We start from the raw sequence: 14271 nt of genomic DNA on the forward strand, positions 1-14271 counted from the left end.
TTTCAGGACGATCAGGCGATAACGCCCAGGATGTCCGACTCTTTCATGATGAGCAGTTCTTCGCCGTCCAGTGTGATCTCGGTGCCCGACCACTTGCCGAACAGGATCTTGTCACCGGCCTTGACGTCCATGGCGATGCGATCGCCGTCGTCGTCCTTGGCGCCCAGACCAACGGATACAACTTCGCCCTCGGCGGGTTTTTCCTTGGCGCTATCGGGGATGATCAGGCCGCCCTTGGTTTTTTCGTCGCTTTCAACGCGACGAACCAGTACGCGGTCGTGCAGCGGTGTAAATGCCATCTCTGAGGCTCCTTGGCTCAAAGTTTCAATTCCAGTGTTAGCACTCAATGCAGTCGAGTGCTAACGGGACGTAGGTAAGGAGCGTTCAGGGGCGAGTCAACAGGAATGCGCGTGAAAATTTGCGCTGGCCGTCGTGCCGCTCTGCAGCGCATTTAAACGCCCGGCGCGCACGGCGTTTGCCGCCTGCCGCAGACTATGGCACGCGGCGGCCATACGGCGGCCATCATGCCGGTTCCGCCCCGTTTTCTGTCGGTTTTTGCGCGGACAAATATACCAAGCGAGATATGGGCGTCCGACCGGCGGCGCGCAAGACGCAGCGGCGCAACTAGGTCACTTTGGTCGACCGAAATGGGGCCCAAGGCCTTGCAGGTCGTTGCCGGGCGGGTCCCCCTTGCAGCCGGTGGCAAAGAGTTTCACCGGCGGTTTCCGGTCGGCGGTTCTTGACGCGCCGCGCCCTGCCCAAAGTCCTTTAGTCCTTCGGCCCCCTTTGGCGTCAGCGCGTAGACGCCCTTGTCCACCCGTTCGAACCAGCCGTAGTGATCGTCGCGCATCAGCGTGGTAGCGCGGGAGCACCCGGTGGCGCGGGCGACCTCGGCGCCTTTGGTGGGGCCGTGCGCCGCCAAATGCGCCGCGCAACGCAGGGCGTCCTGCCGGTATGCGGTCACCAAACCCGCCCGCGTCTGCCCCCCCTTGTTCGGATCGCCCACGCGCCGTGCGAATTCGCGCAGCAGCCGCCCCTTACGGGCCTGGTTCTGGCGCGGACGATAGGGCCCTGGATCGCAATGCACTTCCACCAGCCCGTCGCGCAGACGCACGGTGATCAACCCCAGCCCCAACCGCCGGGCCAGCGCCACATTGTCCTTCAGCGACGTCGCAAACCGCCGCCCCTGCCCCCGCGGCACGGCGATGTAAACCCAGTCGGTCACCCTTTGCCGCGCAATCCCTTGATGAAACAACGACAAGGAAAACCCCGTCTTCAACTCGATGACCACCGGATCGTCTTCGCCGCGCACGCCCATCACATCCACAGCGCCGATCTCGGCCTTGACGTCATAGCCCTGCCCTTCCAGAAAGTCCTTTATGGCCGGGTAAAGGTCGATTTCTTGTGGTTTGCTCATACCACCTGATACCGCAGCGTGGAACCGGCGCATAGCGCTGCGCGTTAAGCGGCTATGCTGATGACCTTGATCGTACTTGCTATCGTCGCTGCGGCCCTGTTGATCGGCGCGGCTTGGGGCATTTTCGCGCCCCTGTCAGAAGAAACCGAAGGGTTCGTGATTGCCGTCGCGGGTGGGGCGTTGATCGTTTCCATCATGTCCGAGTTGGTCGAACCCGCATCCCATCACCTGACTTTTTTATCGCTGGCCGCTGCTCTTGTCTTTGGGGCAAGCCTGTTTGTCCTGCTGGACAGGTTCGTCAAACGCAAAATCGGCGCGCAGTCCGGTGGCGGGCTTTTGGTTTCTGTCACGCTGGACGGGATTCCTGAAAATCTGGCGCTCGGTGTCGCCCTGATTGGCGCGGGGCCAAAAGAAGTCGCGGCGCTGGCGGGATCGATTTTCCTGTCCAACCTGCCCGAGGCCGCAGGCGGGGCCAAGGGAATGCAGGCTGATGGGTCTTCGAAACCCACGGTCCTTGCGATCTGGGCGGGTACCGCTGTGCTGCTGACAGCCGCCGCGCTGATCGGGAACCTGATGTTGGCCGGCGTGAGCGAGGCCGCGTTGGCCGCTGTCCGCGTGACGGCCGCCGGCGTCGTTGCAGCGTCGCTTGCAACCGAGATCTTTCCGAAAGCCTATAACGAAGATTCGATGTCGGCGGGCATCGCCGTTGCCCTGGGCCTGGCGGCCGCGCATGGGCTTTCGCAACTTGGTGGCTGACGGGCGCCCCCACGCCTAGTGACAAGGCCGGACCATCGCCCTATAACGCCCGCGAAAATCGCGTTAATTGATGGACAGTGTATATGACCACCCTCGTCTTCGGCCACAAATCCCCCGACACCGATTCCACCGGCTCGCCGCTTATCTGGGCCTGGTACCTGAGCGAGGTGCGCCAACAACCCGCCAAGGCCGTGTTGTTGGGCGAGCCAAACACAGAAGCGGCCTTCGTGCTGAAAAAATGGGGCTGCGACATGCCCGAAATCATCTCGGACGTCAGCGCCGACGACACCTGCGTGATCGTCGACACCAACAACCCGGCCGAATTGCCCCCGTCGATCAATGACGCCAATGTGGTGCAGATCATCGACCACCACAAACTGACCGGCGGGCTGGAAACCAAGGCCCCGATCGACGTCACCATCAAGCCGTTGGCCTGCACTGCAACCATCATGCACAACCTGATGGGCGAAAACGACACCAAGATGACCGACCAGATCAAGGGCCTGATGCTGTCGTGCATCCTGTCCGACACGCTGGAATTTCGCTCGCCCACCACGACGGACCAGGACAAGGCGCTGGCCGAACAACTGGCCAAGGAACTGGGCCTGGACCTGTCGGCCTATGCGGCCGAAATGTTCGAAGCCAAGTCGGACGTTTCCGCCTTTTCCGACGCCGAGCTGATCCGCATGGACAGCAAGGAATACGCCGTGGGCGACACCAAGTTCCGCGTATCGGTTCTGGAAACCACCGCGCCCAAGATCGTGCTGGACCGGAAAGATAGCATCATGGCTACATTCGAGGACGTGGCCAAGGAAGACGGCGTGGATCAAGTTCTGCTTTTCGTCGTCGACATCCTGAACGAAGAAGCCACGCTGTTCGTGCCGAACGATCTGGTCAAGGGCGTTGCGGAAAAGAGCTTTGGTGCCACCGTCACCGGCGACAGCGTCGTACTGCCCGGCATCATGAGCCGCAAAAAGCAGATCATTCCGAACCTCAAGGTCTGATCGCGTCCCAAGATCGCCAAAAGGCCCGTCGATCCCGGCGGGCCTTTTTTCGTTTCAGGGGGGCTGGGCGGTGGTCAAGTCGGGCGGGTTGCGCCATATCTCTGTCAGACCCAAACGTTTTGTACAGACAGGCCCATGACCCAGCTGATTGAATCGCTTTCCGAAATTTCCGGCCGTTACAACGCACTGTTCGTCGATTTGTGGGGCTGTGTGCACAACGGTGTCACGGCCTATCCCGACGCGGTGGCCGCGCTGCAGCAGTATCGCACGCAAACCGGCGGCAAGGTGATTCTGGTCACGAACTCGCCCCGCCCCCGCGCCCAGGTGGCAGAACAATTGGTGCAGTTCTCCGTGCCCGCGGACGCCTACGACGATATCGCCAGCAGTGGCGACAGCGCCCGCGCGGCCATGTTCGAAGGGGTGGTCGGCAACAAGGTCTGGCACATCGGAACGCCGACCGAGGCCCCATTTTTTGAACCTCTGAAGCTGCTGGACAATCCCGCGCCAATCGAGCGGGTGACGCTTGAGGCGGCCGAAGGCATCGTGTGTACAGGGCCCGAAGACCCCACGGCCGATCCGTCGGTTTATCGCCCGCAATTCCTTTTGGCCAAGCAAAAGGGCCTGAAACTGCTGTGTGCCAACCCCGATATCGTTGTGGACCGGGGCGATCACCGTGAATGGTGCGCTGGCGCCTTGGCGCAACTTTACACGGAAATGGGGGGCGAAAGCCTCTACTTTGGCAAGCCACACCCACCGATTTACGACCTGGCCCGCCGCCGCCTGCGCAAGATCGCCGATGTCGCGGACGACAGCATCCTGTGTATCGGCGACGGCATCCACACCGACATTCAGGGCGGCATTGGTGAAGGTCTGGACACGCTGTTCATCACCGGCGGACTGGCTGCCGAAGAGTTCGGATCCGACCCGGCAAAACCCGACAAGGCCCGGCTGGACACATGGCTGTCGGATCAAAGGCTATCGCCCACCGCCGCCATTTCTTTCCTGCGGTAAGCAAGCAACAACATTGCGTCACCTTACCAACTTTCGTTATATTCTTGCGCGAAACATTTGTGCGCGGGCAGCAGACACGCTATGCTGCACCGCAACATGACGAAGGATTCGCTTGATATGCTCGATAATATGCCCCGCGGTACGATCTGCATCGAAGACCTTGAAATCGGCATGGTGCGCTCTCTGCGCAAAGTCGTGACCGACGAGGATATCGAAATGTTCGCGCAGGTTTCGACCGACCGAAACCCCGTGCACCTGGACGACGCCTATGCGCAGGACACCATCTTTGAGGGCCGCATCGCCCATGGTATGCTGACGGCGGGTCTGATTTCCGCCGTGATTGGCGAACAACTGCCCGGCCACGGCACGGTCTACATGGGTCAGACGCTCAAGTTTCTTGCCCCCGTGCGCCCCGGCGACATGGTGCTGGCCGAGGTCACCGTGCGTGAAATCGATTTCGCAAAGCGCCGCGTCACCCTTGATTGTCAGTGTTCCGTGGGCGATACGGTTGTGCTGAAAGGCGAGGCCAAAGTTCTGGCACCGAGCCGTAAATTTGATTGACCCGGTGCGGGGCTGCCCGGGATTCTGGGCGGACGCGAATGCAGGTTTTCACCAAGTGGGACGGGATTGAGCACAAAGGCGCTTCGGTTGCCATTGGCAACTTTGATGGGGTGCATCTTGGCCATCAATCAGTATTAAATATCGCGCGCGGCCACGGCCCGCTGGGGGTCATTACATTTGAGCCCCACCCGCGCGAAGTTTTCGCCCCCAATGGCCCCCCATTCCGCCTGATGAATGCCGAAGCCAAGCGCAACCGGCTGGCCAAGCTGGGGGTCGAATATCTCTATGAATTGCCCTTTGGACCTGCGCTTTCCGACCTGTCGCCGCAGACCTTTGGCCGCGAAGTTCTGGTAGATGGCATCGGCGCCAGCCACGTGACCGTCGGCGCGGATTTCCACTTTGGCAAGGCGCGCGCCGGCACTCCGGACACGCTGCGCGATCTGGGCGCGCAGATGGGATTTGGCGTGAGCGTCGCCGACCTGCTGCACGACGACTCGGTTGAAATCAGCTCGACCAATATTCGCAAGGCACTGGCCGACGGGCGCCCGCGCGATGCGGCGGCAATGCTGGGCCATTGGCACCGAATCGAAGGCGCCGTCTTGCACGGTGACGCGCGCGGGCGCGATATGGGCTACCCCACCGCCAATATGTCGATCACCGGGCTGCACCCGCCCAAATTCGGCATCTACGCCGTATTGATCGACGTGCTGTCCGGGCCCCACGCCGGCAACTACCGCGGCGCGGCGTCATGCGGTGTGCGGCCTATGTTCGGTGACACGGTGCCCAACCTGGAAACGCATATCTTCGACTTTAGCGGCGATCTTTATGACGATCACGTGTCGGTTGCGTTGGTCGAATACCTGCGCGGCGAAGAAAAATTCGACAACGTCGACGCATTGGTCGCCCAAATGGATGCCGACTGCGCACGCGCGCGCACGATCCTTGCCGATGTCTGATCTGCGCCCGCGGTTTTGGGAACGCATCGCGCTGGCCGATATGCGGCCAGCCGAATGGGAAGCGCTGTGCGATGGTTGCGGCAAATGCTGCCTGAACAAACTGGAAGACCCCGATACGGCCGAAATTGCGCTGACCCGTGTGGCCTGTCGCCTGTTTGACGATGCGACCTGCCGTTGCGGACAGTACGACATCCGCAAAAAGATCGTGCCCGAATGCATTGTCCTGACGCCCGGAAATATCGACCGTCACGTCCATTGGATGCCCGAAACCTGCGCCTACCGGCTGCTGCACACCGGGTACCAACTGCCACTATGGCATCCGCTGATCACCGGCGATCCGGACAGCCCGCACAAGGCTGGCGTCAGCGCTCAGGGCCTGACCCTGCCCGAGTTCGAAGTGGACGAGGACGAATGGGAAGACCACATCATCGACGAACCGATGGGCCTGTAACCGCCCAAACCGTTGGCTAAACAGCTGGCCCGTAAGAAATATCTTCGATCGCCACAGGATACCCCCACGCTGCAGGGCGTCAAAGATTCCCGGCCAGGTACGCGTCCAGATCGTCCAGCCGGTCCTGACCCCAGAACTTTTCCGATCCATCCACGATATAGAACGGCGAACCGAACGCACCCTTGTTGATCGCCTCTTCGGCATTGGCCTCATACGTCATGGCCCCGCTGAGCAAACCGGTGTCGGCCAGCCCCGGATCAAAGCCCGCGCGGGACAGACAGTCGCGGATTACGGCGTCGTCGGCGATGTGCTTGTCTTCGGCCCAGCAGGCGCGCAGCACGTTCTGGACCAGCGCGCCAACATCCCCGCCGCCCGCGGCCTGCGCCGCGATGATCGCGTATGAGGCTGGCGCTGGATTGGCCGGAAAATGGGCCGGATGGATGTTGAGCGGCAAACCGGTCTTGACCTGCGCGCGGCGCAATTCCTGCAACCGATAGTCCTGCCGCGCGGGGTGGCGTTCGTTCAGCATCTTGCCGCCCGTGCCGGCAAACACGCGGGCAAAGTCAGCCGGCTTATAGGTAATGGTCGCACCGTGCTTTGCGGCCAGCTGCTCTAATCGGTTCCCTGCCAGATAGGCCCATGGGGAAATTGCGACGAAATAGTAATCGATGTGCGCCATTTGGCCCCTCCTGCGACGGCATTGATTGCCCCGATCATAACGGGGTGCTACTCCGCCCTCAACGTTCACGAATCCGTCACACGGGGAAGCTGCCCATGCCCTCTACTTCCGAGCCGAAGATCATCGCCGGGAATGCCAACCGCCCGCTGGGCAACGCCATATCGCGGCGCATGTCGATGCACCGGGGGATGAGCGTCGAACTTGTCGATGCCCGTGTCGAACGCTTCAATGATCAAGAGATCTTTGTCGAAGTCTACGAGAACGTGCGCGGCGAGGATATGTTCATCATTCAGCCGACCTCGAACCCGGCGAATGACAACCTGATGGAACTGCTGATCATGACGGACGCGCTGCGCCGGTCGTCAGCCAGCCGCATCACCGCCGTGGTCCCCTATTTCGGCTATGCCCGCCAGGATCGCCGCACCAAGGCCCGCACGCCCATTTCGGCAAAGCTGGTGGCCAACATGATGGTCGAGGCCGGGATCGAGCGGGTCCTGACGATGGACCTGCACGCAACGCAGATCCAGGGCTTTTTCGACATTCCCGTCGACAACCTCTATGCCGCGCCGATCTTTGCGCTGGACATCAAGCACCACTTCAAAGGCCAGATGGACGGAATCATGGTGGTCTCGCCCGACGTGGGCGGCGTGGCCCGTGCGCGTGAACTGGCCAAACGGATCGAAGCCCCGCTGAGCATCGTGGACAAACGCCGCGAAAAGGCCGGCGAAGTGGCCGAGATGACAGTGATCGGCGACGTGTCAGGCAAAAAATGCATTATTGTCGATGACTTGGTCGATACCGCCGGCACATTGTGCAAGGCCGCCGACCTGCTGATGGAACACGGCGCGGCCGAGGTGCACGCCTATATCACCCACGGCGTTTTGTCCGGTCCGGCGGTTGAGCGGGTCGAGAAATCGGTGATGAAATCGCTGGTGATCACCGACACGATCGAAACCACCGAAGCCGCCAAGAAATGCCCCAACATCCGCGTGGTGCCGACCGCACCGATGTTTGCGCAGGCGATCATTAACATCTGGAACGGCACGTCAGTGTCGTCGCTGTTTGAAGACAGCACGCTGGCCCCGATTTACGAAGGCATGTACCAGGTCGACTGACGGGAATGGCGCTTTTTCAATAGGTTGGCGGCCATCCCGGCGGGGTTCAGACATCCCAGTTGTCGTCGTCGGGCATCGCGCCCATGGCGATCCAGTCGGCCCGGATGCGGGCCACTCGGGTGTCGGCCCATGTACGGAACACGATCACGAACCCTTCGGGATTGACCATTTCGGCCGTGATGTCGGCGCGGGCATTGGTTTTCTGATCCATGTCCCACATGCCGATCGACACCTGTACCACGGGGCTTTGCGAAAAAACCTGTTCAAATTCAACGATATGGCGCAGCTCGCGCGGGCCGGTGCCCGTCCACATGGCGCCGCCGTCCTGAAAATCGGAAAACAGCAGGACCGAGCCCTGATCCACCCCCAAAACCCCGCTGTGTACCTTGATCATCTGGTCTTCCCTGGACGTAACGCACCGGGAATACGCCATTCACGCCGGAATTTGCAAACGCCGATTGGTGACTGCACACAACGGTGTGGCCGAAGTGCCCCCGCACAGGGCCGGGCGCCGCCGCAACGCGCAAAGGGGGCCAGATCGCCCCTGGCGGGCCAAGGGCATACCGAGCGATTTTTTGGGAAAAAGCGGCGTCTGCAAACCGTCTGCATAGCGTCTGCGGACCGTCGGATATGTGTCGGGCGAAATGTCGGGCCGCTTGTCGGGCGAAATGTCGGGCACAGCATGGGTCGTAACGGATCACGGAAAGACTGCCGCAATGATGCCGCCCGGCGACAGCCATCTGCCGGGCACACGAGGCATCGCGTTCGCGCGGTTCCTGACAGACCGCTCGGCCAACGAACCGGTCGGTTGCGGTATCGTGGACAATGTCATCAGGAAACCACCATTGGATGCCGACGGGGCCATGGGCGTTCGACGTGACCGATTGCAAAGACTCTACAATGTGACCATAGGCCGAAACGCTAGCCGCCACGGGTCATCGCGCTTCGATCGTCGGCGCCGCTGAAGTCACGGTCCAGGTGATCTTGGGGTGGCACCATGGCTGAGGCGGTTGCGGGCTGGCGCGGATCTGCGCCGGGTACGCAACTGGGCGTGACACCGGCAACGAAAAACCCCCGACCTTTCGGGCGGGGGTTTTGGTGTTCGCTGTGCCTGCGCTCAGAGGTTCGGCTGGTTCGGATCCAGGCCGATGTGGCCACCCATGGCGACCATGTCGGCCAGCAGCTTGGCAGCATCGTCGGCCACGCTCGGGTGGGCATCCTTGTGGGCGCGGTGGGCTTCGGTGACCCAGTCGTTCAAGACGTCCTGGGTCATTTCCGTCCGCGGCAGGGATTTTTCGGCCAGAACCGTCACGCCCTCGGGCGAGATTTCCGCAAATCCGCCGGTAACGGTGAATTCCTGGGGCTGACCGTCGGTCGTGACCGTGAGAATCCCGGGGCGCAGGGTGGTGATCAGCGGCGAATGACCGGCCATGGCCGTCAGATCGCCTTCTGCGCCGGGGATCTGCACCTCGCTCGCTTGAACGGACATGAGTTTCCGCTCGGGCGAGACCAGGTCGAACTGAATGTTATCGGCCATCGGGCCTCTCCTCGGGTTGTCCGGCCCCCTGCCCGGTCAGGCAGGTGGGCCATGTTGCGTCAAGCGGCGTCGGCAGCCATTTTTTCGGCCTTGGCGACCACTTCGTCGATGTCGCCAACCATGTAGAAGGCGCCTTCGGGCAGGTGATCGTATTCACCGGCAACCACGGCCTTGAAGGACGCGATGGTTTTTTCCAGCGGCACCTGGATGCCGTCGGACCCGGTAAACACCTTGGCCACGTCGAAGGGCTGCGACAGGAAGCGCTGGATCTTACGGGCGCGCGACACGGTCAGTTTGTCTTCTTCGCTCAGTTCGTCCATGCCCAGAATGGCGATGATGTCCTGCAGCGACTTGTAGCGCTGAAGGATCCCCTGAACGTCACGGGCAACCTGGTAGTGTTCTTCGCCAACGATCTGCGGGTCCATCAGGCGCGAGTTGGAATCCAGCGGGTCAACGGCCGGGTAGATACCCAGTTCCGAAATCGCCCGGCTGAGAACCGTCTGCGCGTCGAGGTGGGCAAAGGTTGTGGCCGGCGCCGGGTCGGTAAGGTCATCCGCGGGAACATAGACGGCCTGGATCGACGTGATCGACCCGTTCTTGGTCGAGGTGATGCGTTCCTGCATCGCGCCCATGTCGGTGGCCAGTGTCGGCTGATAGCCCACGGCCGACGGGATACGACCCAACAGTGCGGACACTTCGGACCCGGCCTGCGTGAAGCGGAAGATGTTGTCGACGAAGAACAGAACGTCGGTCCCGGACTGGTCGCGGAACTGCTCGGCCAGGGTCAGGCCGGTCAGCGCAACACGGGCACGCGCCCCCGGAGGTTCGTTCATCTGGCCGTAAACCAGGGCCACTTGCGATTCTTGCAGGTTGTCGGGCTTGATGACGTTGGATTCGATCATCTCGTGATACAGGTCGTTACCTTCCCGCGTCCGTTCGCCCACACCGGCGAAAACCGAAAAGCCCGAGTGCACTTTGGCGATGTTGTTGATCAGTTCCATGATCAGAACCGTCTTGCCCACGCCGGCGCCGCCGAACAGGCCAATCTTGCCGCCCTTGGAATAGGGGGCCAGCAGGTCGATCACCTTGATGCCGGTCACCAGGATTTCCGATTCCGTCGACTGATCCTGAAACGCAGGGGCCTCAGCGTGGATCGGACGGTATTCATCGGCTTCGATCGGCGCGCCTTCGTCAACCGGTTCGCCGATGACGTTCAGGATACGGCCCAGCGTCGCGTTGCCAACCGGCACCGAAATCGGGGTGCCGGTATCGCTGACGGTCTGACCGCGGACCAGACCTTCGGTCGCGTCCATCGCGATGCAGCGAACGGTGTTTTCGCCGAGGTGCTGCGCAACCTCAAGAACCAGACGCTTGCCATTGTTGTCGGTTTCAAGGGCGTTCAGAATTTCGGGGAGCTCGTCCTCGAACTGAACGTCCACAACGGCGCCGATCACCTGGGTGATTTTGCCTTTTGCGTTTGCCATTTCGTTTCTCCGGTAGGTCTTAGAGCGCCTCGGCGCCCGAAATGATTTCGATAAGCTCGTTCGTGATCACGGCCTGACGCGAGCGGTTGTATTCGATGGTCAGTTTGTCGATCATCTCGCCCGCATTGCGCGTCGCGTTGTCCATCGCCGACATCCGGGCGCCCTGTTCGGACGCACCGTTTTCCAGCAGAGCCGTAAAGATCTGCGTGGCCACACCGCGCGGCAGCAGGTCGGCCAGAATGGCCTCTTCGCTGGGCTCGTAATCGTAGACGACGCTTTCCTCGCCCTCGCCCGTATCTTCGTAGGCGGCGGGGATGATCTGAAGCGCGGTCGGCAACTGGGTGACCACGTTTTCGAACTGCGCGAAAAAGATCGTCGCGACGTCGAATTCACCGGCGTCAAACCGCGTCAGCACGTCCTGCGCGATGGATTGCGCATTGGCATAGCCGATGGTCTTGACCTCGGTCAGGTCCACGTGGCCGATCATCAGATCGCTGTAGTCCCGCTTGAGCTGTTCACGGCCCTTTTTGCCGACGGTCAGGATTTTCACCTGTTTCCCGGTGGCTTGCAGTTCCGCAATGCGCGTCTTGGCCAGTTTGACGATGTTGGTGTTGAAGCCCCCGCAGAGGCCCTTTTCCGACGTCATCACGACCAGAAGCTGCACCTGATCCGAGCCGGTGCCGGCCAACAGGCGCGGCGCCGAATCCGACCCGGCTGAGGCCGCCGACAGCGCACCCATGACGGCGTTGAACCGTTCAGCATAGGGGCGCGCAGCCTCGGCAGCTTCTTGGGCCCGCCGCAATTTCGCGGCGGCCACCATCTGCATGGCCTTGGTGATCTTGCGGGTCGATTTGACCGACGCGATCCGGTTTTTAAGGTCCTTGAGATTTGGCATTGCCTTATCTCTCCTTATGCGAAGTCTGCGGCGAACTCGTCGATAGCAGCTTTCAACCTGACAGCAGCATCGCCCTTGATCTTGGGATCGTCGTTGGTGATCCAGTCCAGAACGTCCATATGCTTGGCACGCATGTGCGCCAGCAGGCCGTCTTCGAAGCGGGCCACGTCTTTGACCGCGACCTTGTCGAGGTAGCCGTTGGTGCCGGCAAAGATCACAACCACGATTTCAGCGTTGGTCAGCGGCGAATACTGCGGCTGTTTCATCAGTTCGGTCAGACGCGCACCACGGTTCAGCAACTGCTGGGTCGCGGCGTCAAGGTCAGACCCGAACTGGGCAAAGGCCGCCATTTCGCGGTACTGGGCCAGCGACAGTTTCACCGGACCGGCAACCGACGACATCGCGTTGGACTGGGCCGAAGACCCCACACGCGACACCGACAGACCGGTGTTCACGGCCGGGCGGATCCCCTGGTAGAACAGTTCGGTTTCCAAAAAGATCTGGCCGTCGGTGATCGAAATCACGTTGGTCGGAATAAAGGCCGACACGTCGCCACCCTGGGTTTCGATGATCGGCAGCGCGGTCAGCGACCCTGCGCCGTGATCTTCGTTCAGCTTGGCCGAACGTTCCAGCAGACGCGAGTGCAGGTAGAACACGTCGCCCGGATAGGCTTCACGTCCCGGCGGACGGCGCAGCAGCAGCGACATCTGGCGATAGGACACGGCCTGCTTGGACAGGTCATCATAGATGATCAGCGCGTGCTTGCCGTTGTCGCGGAAATATTCGGCCATCGCCGTTGCGGCGTAGGGGGCCATGAACTGCATCGGCGCGGGATCGGACGCGGTCGCGGCCACGATGATCGAATAATCGATGGCGCCGGTTTCTTCCAGTTTCTTCACCAGCTGGGCCACGGTCGAACGCTTTTGGCCAATCGCGACATAGACGCAGTACAGCTTTTTGCTGTCGTCGTCGCCGGCGGCGTCGTTGTAGCTTTTCTGGTTCAGGATGGTGTCGAGCGCGATGGCGGTCTTGCCGGTCTGACGGTCGCCAATGATCAGCTCACGCTGGCCGCGGCCGATCGGGATCATCGCGTCAACCGATTTCAGGCCGGTGGCCATCGGTTCGTGCACCGATTTACGCGGGATGATGCCGGGCGCTTTCACGTCTGCGATGCGGCGCTCGGTGGCCTTGATTTCGCCTTTGCCGTCGATCGGGTTGCCCAGACCGTCAACAACGCGCCCCAGCAGCGCTTCGCCGGCGGGCACGTCCACGATGGACTTGGTGCGCTTGACGACGTCGCCTTCCTTGATGTCCCGGTCCGAGCCGAAGATCACGACACCGACGTTGTCGGTTTCGAGGTTCAGCGCCATACCGCGGATCCCACCGGGGAATTCGACCATTTCGCCAGCCTGGATGTTGTCCAGACCGTGCACGCGGGCGATACCGTCGCCCACCGAAAGCACACGACCCACTTCGGCCACTTCGGCCTCTTGGCCAAAGTTCTTGATCTGCTCCTTGAGGATCGCAGAAATTTCGGCTGCCTGGATTCCCATTATCCGACCTCTTTCATTGCATTCTGGAGGGAGTTGAGCTTGGCCTTGATCGACGTGTCGATCATTTGCGAGCCCACTTTAACGACAAGGCCACCGATGAGTGTTTCATCGACGGCCAGATTGATTTTCACATCCTTGCCAACTTGCGCCTTCAGCGTCTTGGCAAGCTTGTCCTGTTGCGCCTTGGTCATCGCCTTGGCGGCGGTCACATCGGCGGTCACTTCGCCCTTTTCGGCGGCGATGCGTTCGCGCAGGGCGGTGATCAGGTGCGGCAGCACGAACAGGCGGCGCTTGGAGGCCATCAGGCCCAGCGTATTGACCATGGTGGTGCCGAGGTTCATTTTTTTCGCGACAGCGGTAATCGCGGCGCTCTGCTGGTCGCGGCTGAAGACCGGCGACGATATCACGTCGCGCAGATCGGCGCTTTCGGCCATCGCGGCATCCAACGCATCGACGTCGCTTTCCAGCGCCTTGAGCGATTTACCTTCCTTGGCCAGTTCAAAAATGGCCGTCGCATAACGTGCGGCGATGCCGCCTGAGATCGAAGCTGGTTCGGACACGTCCACCCTTCCGATTGTCTTAGCCCCACATGCGCCGTGTGCGTTGGACGCAAGGGGGGCAGCCCAATGGTGCGTACCGCGAACGGCGCGCACCAAAATCGGCTTGCATGTAACAGAGCATTTCCGATGCCGCAACCGCCTTGCGCCGGAATTCAGTGCCTTGCCGCATGCGCGAAATCGCCTGACTCTGCTGCCCTGTATACCGGGGTATACCACATAGCCCCCCAAGGTGCGACATTGCGCCCCGCCTTATGGGGCAGTTTTTTCGGCGGTTTTCGCGCGCGGCGACGTC

At 61.4% G+C, this 14271-nt stretch carries 17 protein-coding genes; 8 read left to right on the forward strand and 9 right to left on the reverse strand.

Annotated elements, in window-relative coordinates; genetic code table 11:
* Positions 1-11 precede the first annotated feature (11 nt).
* Positions 12-299 (reverse strand): co-chaperone GroES, encoded by a 288-nt coding sequence (locus tag ACP2AV_RS04845; protein WP_426371553.1) that lies wholly within the window; start codon positions 297-299, stop codon positions 12-14.
* A 413-nt stretch (positions 300-712) separates the two neighbouring features.
* Positions 713-1417, reverse strand: a complete 705-nt coding sequence (locus tag ACP2AV_RS04850) for a DUF2161 domain-containing phosphodiesterase (protein WP_426371554.1) — start codon at positions 1415-1417, stop codon at positions 713-715.
* A 60-nt stretch (positions 1418-1477) separates the two neighbouring features.
* On the opposite strand from ACP2AV_RS04850, the gene ACP2AV_RS04855 reads away from it, so the two are divergent.
* From ACP2AV_RS04855 to ACP2AV_RS04880, 6 genes are all read left to right on the forward strand, one after another.
* A complete protein-coding gene (locus tag ACP2AV_RS04855; protein WP_426371555.1) occupies positions 1478-2173 on the forward strand; it encodes a ZIP family metal transporter in 696 nt (231 codons plus the stop codon).
* Between the two features lie 83 nt (positions 2174-2256).
* Complete coding sequence (locus ACP2AV_RS04860) at positions 2257-3177, forward strand: manganese-dependent inorganic pyrophosphatase (RefSeq protein ID WP_426371556.1); 921 nt, start codon at positions 2257-2259, stop codon at positions 3175-3177.
* Between the two features lie 135 nt (positions 3178-3312).
* Positions 3313-4188 (forward strand): TIGR01459 family HAD-type hydrolase, encoded by an 876-nt coding sequence (locus ACP2AV_RS04865; RefSeq protein ID WP_426371557.1) that lies wholly within the window; start codon positions 3313-3315, stop codon positions 4186-4188.
* A 117-nt stretch (positions 4189-4305) separates the two neighbouring features.
* Positions 4306-4749, forward strand: a complete 444-nt coding sequence (locus tag ACP2AV_RS04870) for a MaoC family dehydratase (RefSeq protein ID WP_426371787.1) — start codon at positions 4306-4308, stop codon at positions 4747-4749.
* A 38-nt stretch (positions 4750-4787) separates the two neighbouring features.
* Positions 4788-5705, forward strand: a complete 918-nt coding sequence (locus tag ACP2AV_RS04875) for a bifunctional riboflavin kinase/FAD synthetase (RefSeq protein ID WP_426371558.1) — start codon at positions 4788-4790, stop codon at positions 5703-5705.
* Complete coding sequence (locus ACP2AV_RS04880) at positions 5698-6156, forward strand: YcgN family cysteine cluster protein (protein WP_426371559.1); 459 nt, start codon at positions 5698-5700, stop codon at positions 6154-6156. The genes ACP2AV_RS04875 and ACP2AV_RS04880 overlap by 8 nt, the downstream gene beginning before the upstream one ends.
* Positions 6157-6235: 79 nt before the next feature.
* On the opposite strand, the gene ACP2AV_RS04885 is transcribed toward ACP2AV_RS04880, so the two are convergent.
* A complete protein-coding gene (locus ACP2AV_RS04885) occupies positions 6236-6835 on the reverse strand; it encodes a 2-hydroxychromene-2-carboxylate isomerase (protein ID WP_426371560.1) in 600 nt (199 codons plus the stop codon).
* Between the two features lie 95 nt (positions 6836-6930).
* On the opposite strand from ACP2AV_RS04885, the gene ACP2AV_RS04890 reads away from it, so the two are divergent.
* Positions 6931-7950, forward strand: coding sequence for a ribose-phosphate pyrophosphokinase (locus ACP2AV_RS04890; protein WP_426371561.1), 1020 nt, complete (start codon positions 6931-6933; stop codon positions 7948-7950).
* Between the two features lie 46 nt (positions 7951-7996).
* Here ACP2AV_RS04890 and ACP2AV_RS04895 read toward each other — a convergent pair whose 3' ends face one another.
* Positions 7997-8344, reverse strand: a complete 348-nt coding sequence (locus ACP2AV_RS04895; protein ID WP_426371562.1) for an H-type lectin domain-containing protein — start codon at positions 8342-8344, stop codon at positions 7997-7999.
* 250 nt (positions 8345-8594) lie between these two features.
* Between ACP2AV_RS04895 and ACP2AV_RS04900 the strand changes: the two genes are divergently transcribed.
* A complete protein-coding gene (locus tag ACP2AV_RS04900; RefSeq protein WP_426371563.1) occupies positions 8595-8915 on the forward strand; it encodes a hypothetical protein in 321 nt (106 codons plus the stop codon).
* A gap of 152 nt (positions 8916-9067) precedes the next feature.
* On the opposite strand, the gene ACP2AV_RS04905 is transcribed toward ACP2AV_RS04900, so the two are convergent.
* Genes ACP2AV_RS04905 through ACP2AV_RS04925 form a run of 5 tightly spaced genes read right to left on the reverse strand, consistent with a single transcriptional unit; the run spans position 9068 to position 13979 of the window.
* Positions 9068-9487 (reverse strand): F0F1 ATP synthase subunit epsilon, encoded by a 420-nt coding sequence (locus ACP2AV_RS04905; RefSeq protein ID WP_426371564.1) that lies wholly within the window; start codon positions 9485-9487, stop codon positions 9068-9070.
* A 59-nt stretch (positions 9488-9546) separates the two neighbouring features.
* Complete coding sequence (gene atpD / locus ACP2AV_RS04910; RefSeq protein ID WP_426371565.1) at positions 9547-10971, reverse strand: F0F1 ATP synthase subunit beta; 1425 nt, start codon at positions 10969-10971, stop codon at positions 9547-9549.
* Positions 10972-10990: 19 nt separating this feature from the next.
* Positions 10991-11866: a F0F1 ATP synthase subunit gamma gene (locus tag ACP2AV_RS04915; protein ID WP_426371566.1), complete on the reverse strand. Its 876-nt coding sequence runs from the start codon at positions 11864-11866 to the stop codon at positions 10991-10993.
* 14 nt (positions 11867-11880) lie between these two features.
* A complete protein-coding gene (gene atpA, locus ACP2AV_RS04920; RefSeq protein WP_426371567.1) occupies positions 11881-13419 on the reverse strand; it encodes a F0F1 ATP synthase subunit alpha in 1539 nt (512 codons plus the stop codon).
* Complete coding sequence (locus tag ACP2AV_RS04925) at positions 13419-13979, reverse strand: F0F1 ATP synthase subunit delta (protein WP_426371568.1); 561 nt, start codon at positions 13977-13979, stop codon at positions 13419-13421. Before ACP2AV_RS04925 ends, atpA begins: the two co-directional genes overlap by 1 nt.
* Between the last annotated feature and the right edge of the window lie 292 nt (positions 13980-14271).

This window comes from Aliiroseovarius sp. PTFE2010 (assembly GCF_049943335.1).
Taxonomy (GTDB): Bacteria; Pseudomonadota; Alphaproteobacteria; order Rhodobacterales; family Rhodobacteraceae; genus JBNFVY01.

Bases quoted from the DNA above. Each gene is read 5' to 3' on its own strand.
- ACP2AV_RS04845 (WP_426371553.1), bottom strand. From the start codon at position 299: ATGGCATTTACACCGCTGCACGACCGCGTACTGGTTCGTCGCGTTGAA.
- ACP2AV_RS04860 (WP_426371556.1), top strand. From the start codon at position 2,257: ATGACCACCCTCGTCTTCGGCCACAAATCCCCCGACACCGATTCCACC.
- atpA (WP_426371567.1), bottom strand. From the start codon at position 13,419: ATGGGAATCCAGGCAGCCGAAATTTCTGCGATCCTCAAGGAGCAGATC.
- ACP2AV_RS04895 (WP_426371562.1), bottom strand. From the start codon at position 8,344: ATGATCAAGGTACACAGCGGGGTTTTGGGGGTGGATCAGGGCTCGGTC.
- ACP2AV_RS04880 (WP_426371559.1), top strand. From the start codon at position 5,698: ATGTCTGATCTGCGCCCGCGGTTTTGGGAACGCATCGCGCTGGCCGAT.
- ACP2AV_RS04885 (WP_426371560.1), bottom strand. From the start codon at position 6,835: ATGGCGCACATCGATTACTATTTCGTCGCAATTTCCCCATGGGCCTAT.
- ACP2AV_RS04905 (WP_426371564.1), bottom strand. From the start codon at position 9,487: ATGGCCGATAACATTCAGTTCGACCTGGTCTCGCCCGAGCGGAAACTC.
- ACP2AV_RS04870 (WP_426371787.1), top strand. From the start codon at position 4,306: ATGCTCGATAATATGCCCCGCGGTACGATCTGCATCGAAGACCTTGAA.
- ACP2AV_RS04850 (WP_426371554.1), bottom strand. From the start codon at position 1,417: ATGAGCAAACCACAAGAAATCGACCTTTACCCGGCCATAAAGGACTTT.
- ACP2AV_RS04890 (WP_426371561.1), top strand. From the start codon at position 6,931: ATGCCCTCTACTTCCGAGCCGAAGATCATCGCCGGGAATGCCAACCGC.
- ACP2AV_RS04875 (WP_426371558.1), top strand. From the start codon at position 4,788: ATGCAGGTTTTCACCAAGTGGGACGGGATTGAGCACAAAGGCGCTTCG.
- ACP2AV_RS04855 (WP_426371555.1), top strand. From the start codon at position 1,478: ATGACCTTGATCGTACTTGCTATCGTCGCTGCGGCCCTGTTGATCGGC.
- ACP2AV_RS04915 (WP_426371566.1), bottom strand. From the start codon at position 11,866: ATGCCAAATCTCAAGGACCTTAAAAACCGGATCGCGTCGGTCAAATCG.
- atpD (WP_426371565.1), bottom strand. From the start codon at position 10,971: ATGGCAAACGCAAAAGGCAAAATCACCCAGGTGATCGGCGCCGTTGTG.
- ACP2AV_RS04900 (WP_426371563.1), top strand. From the start codon at position 8,595: ATGTCGGGCCGCTTGTCGGGCGAAATGTCGGGCACAGCATGGGTCGTA.
- ACP2AV_RS04865 (WP_426371557.1), top strand. From the start codon at position 3,313: ATGACCCAGCTGATTGAATCGCTTTCCGAAATTTCCGGCCGTTACAAC.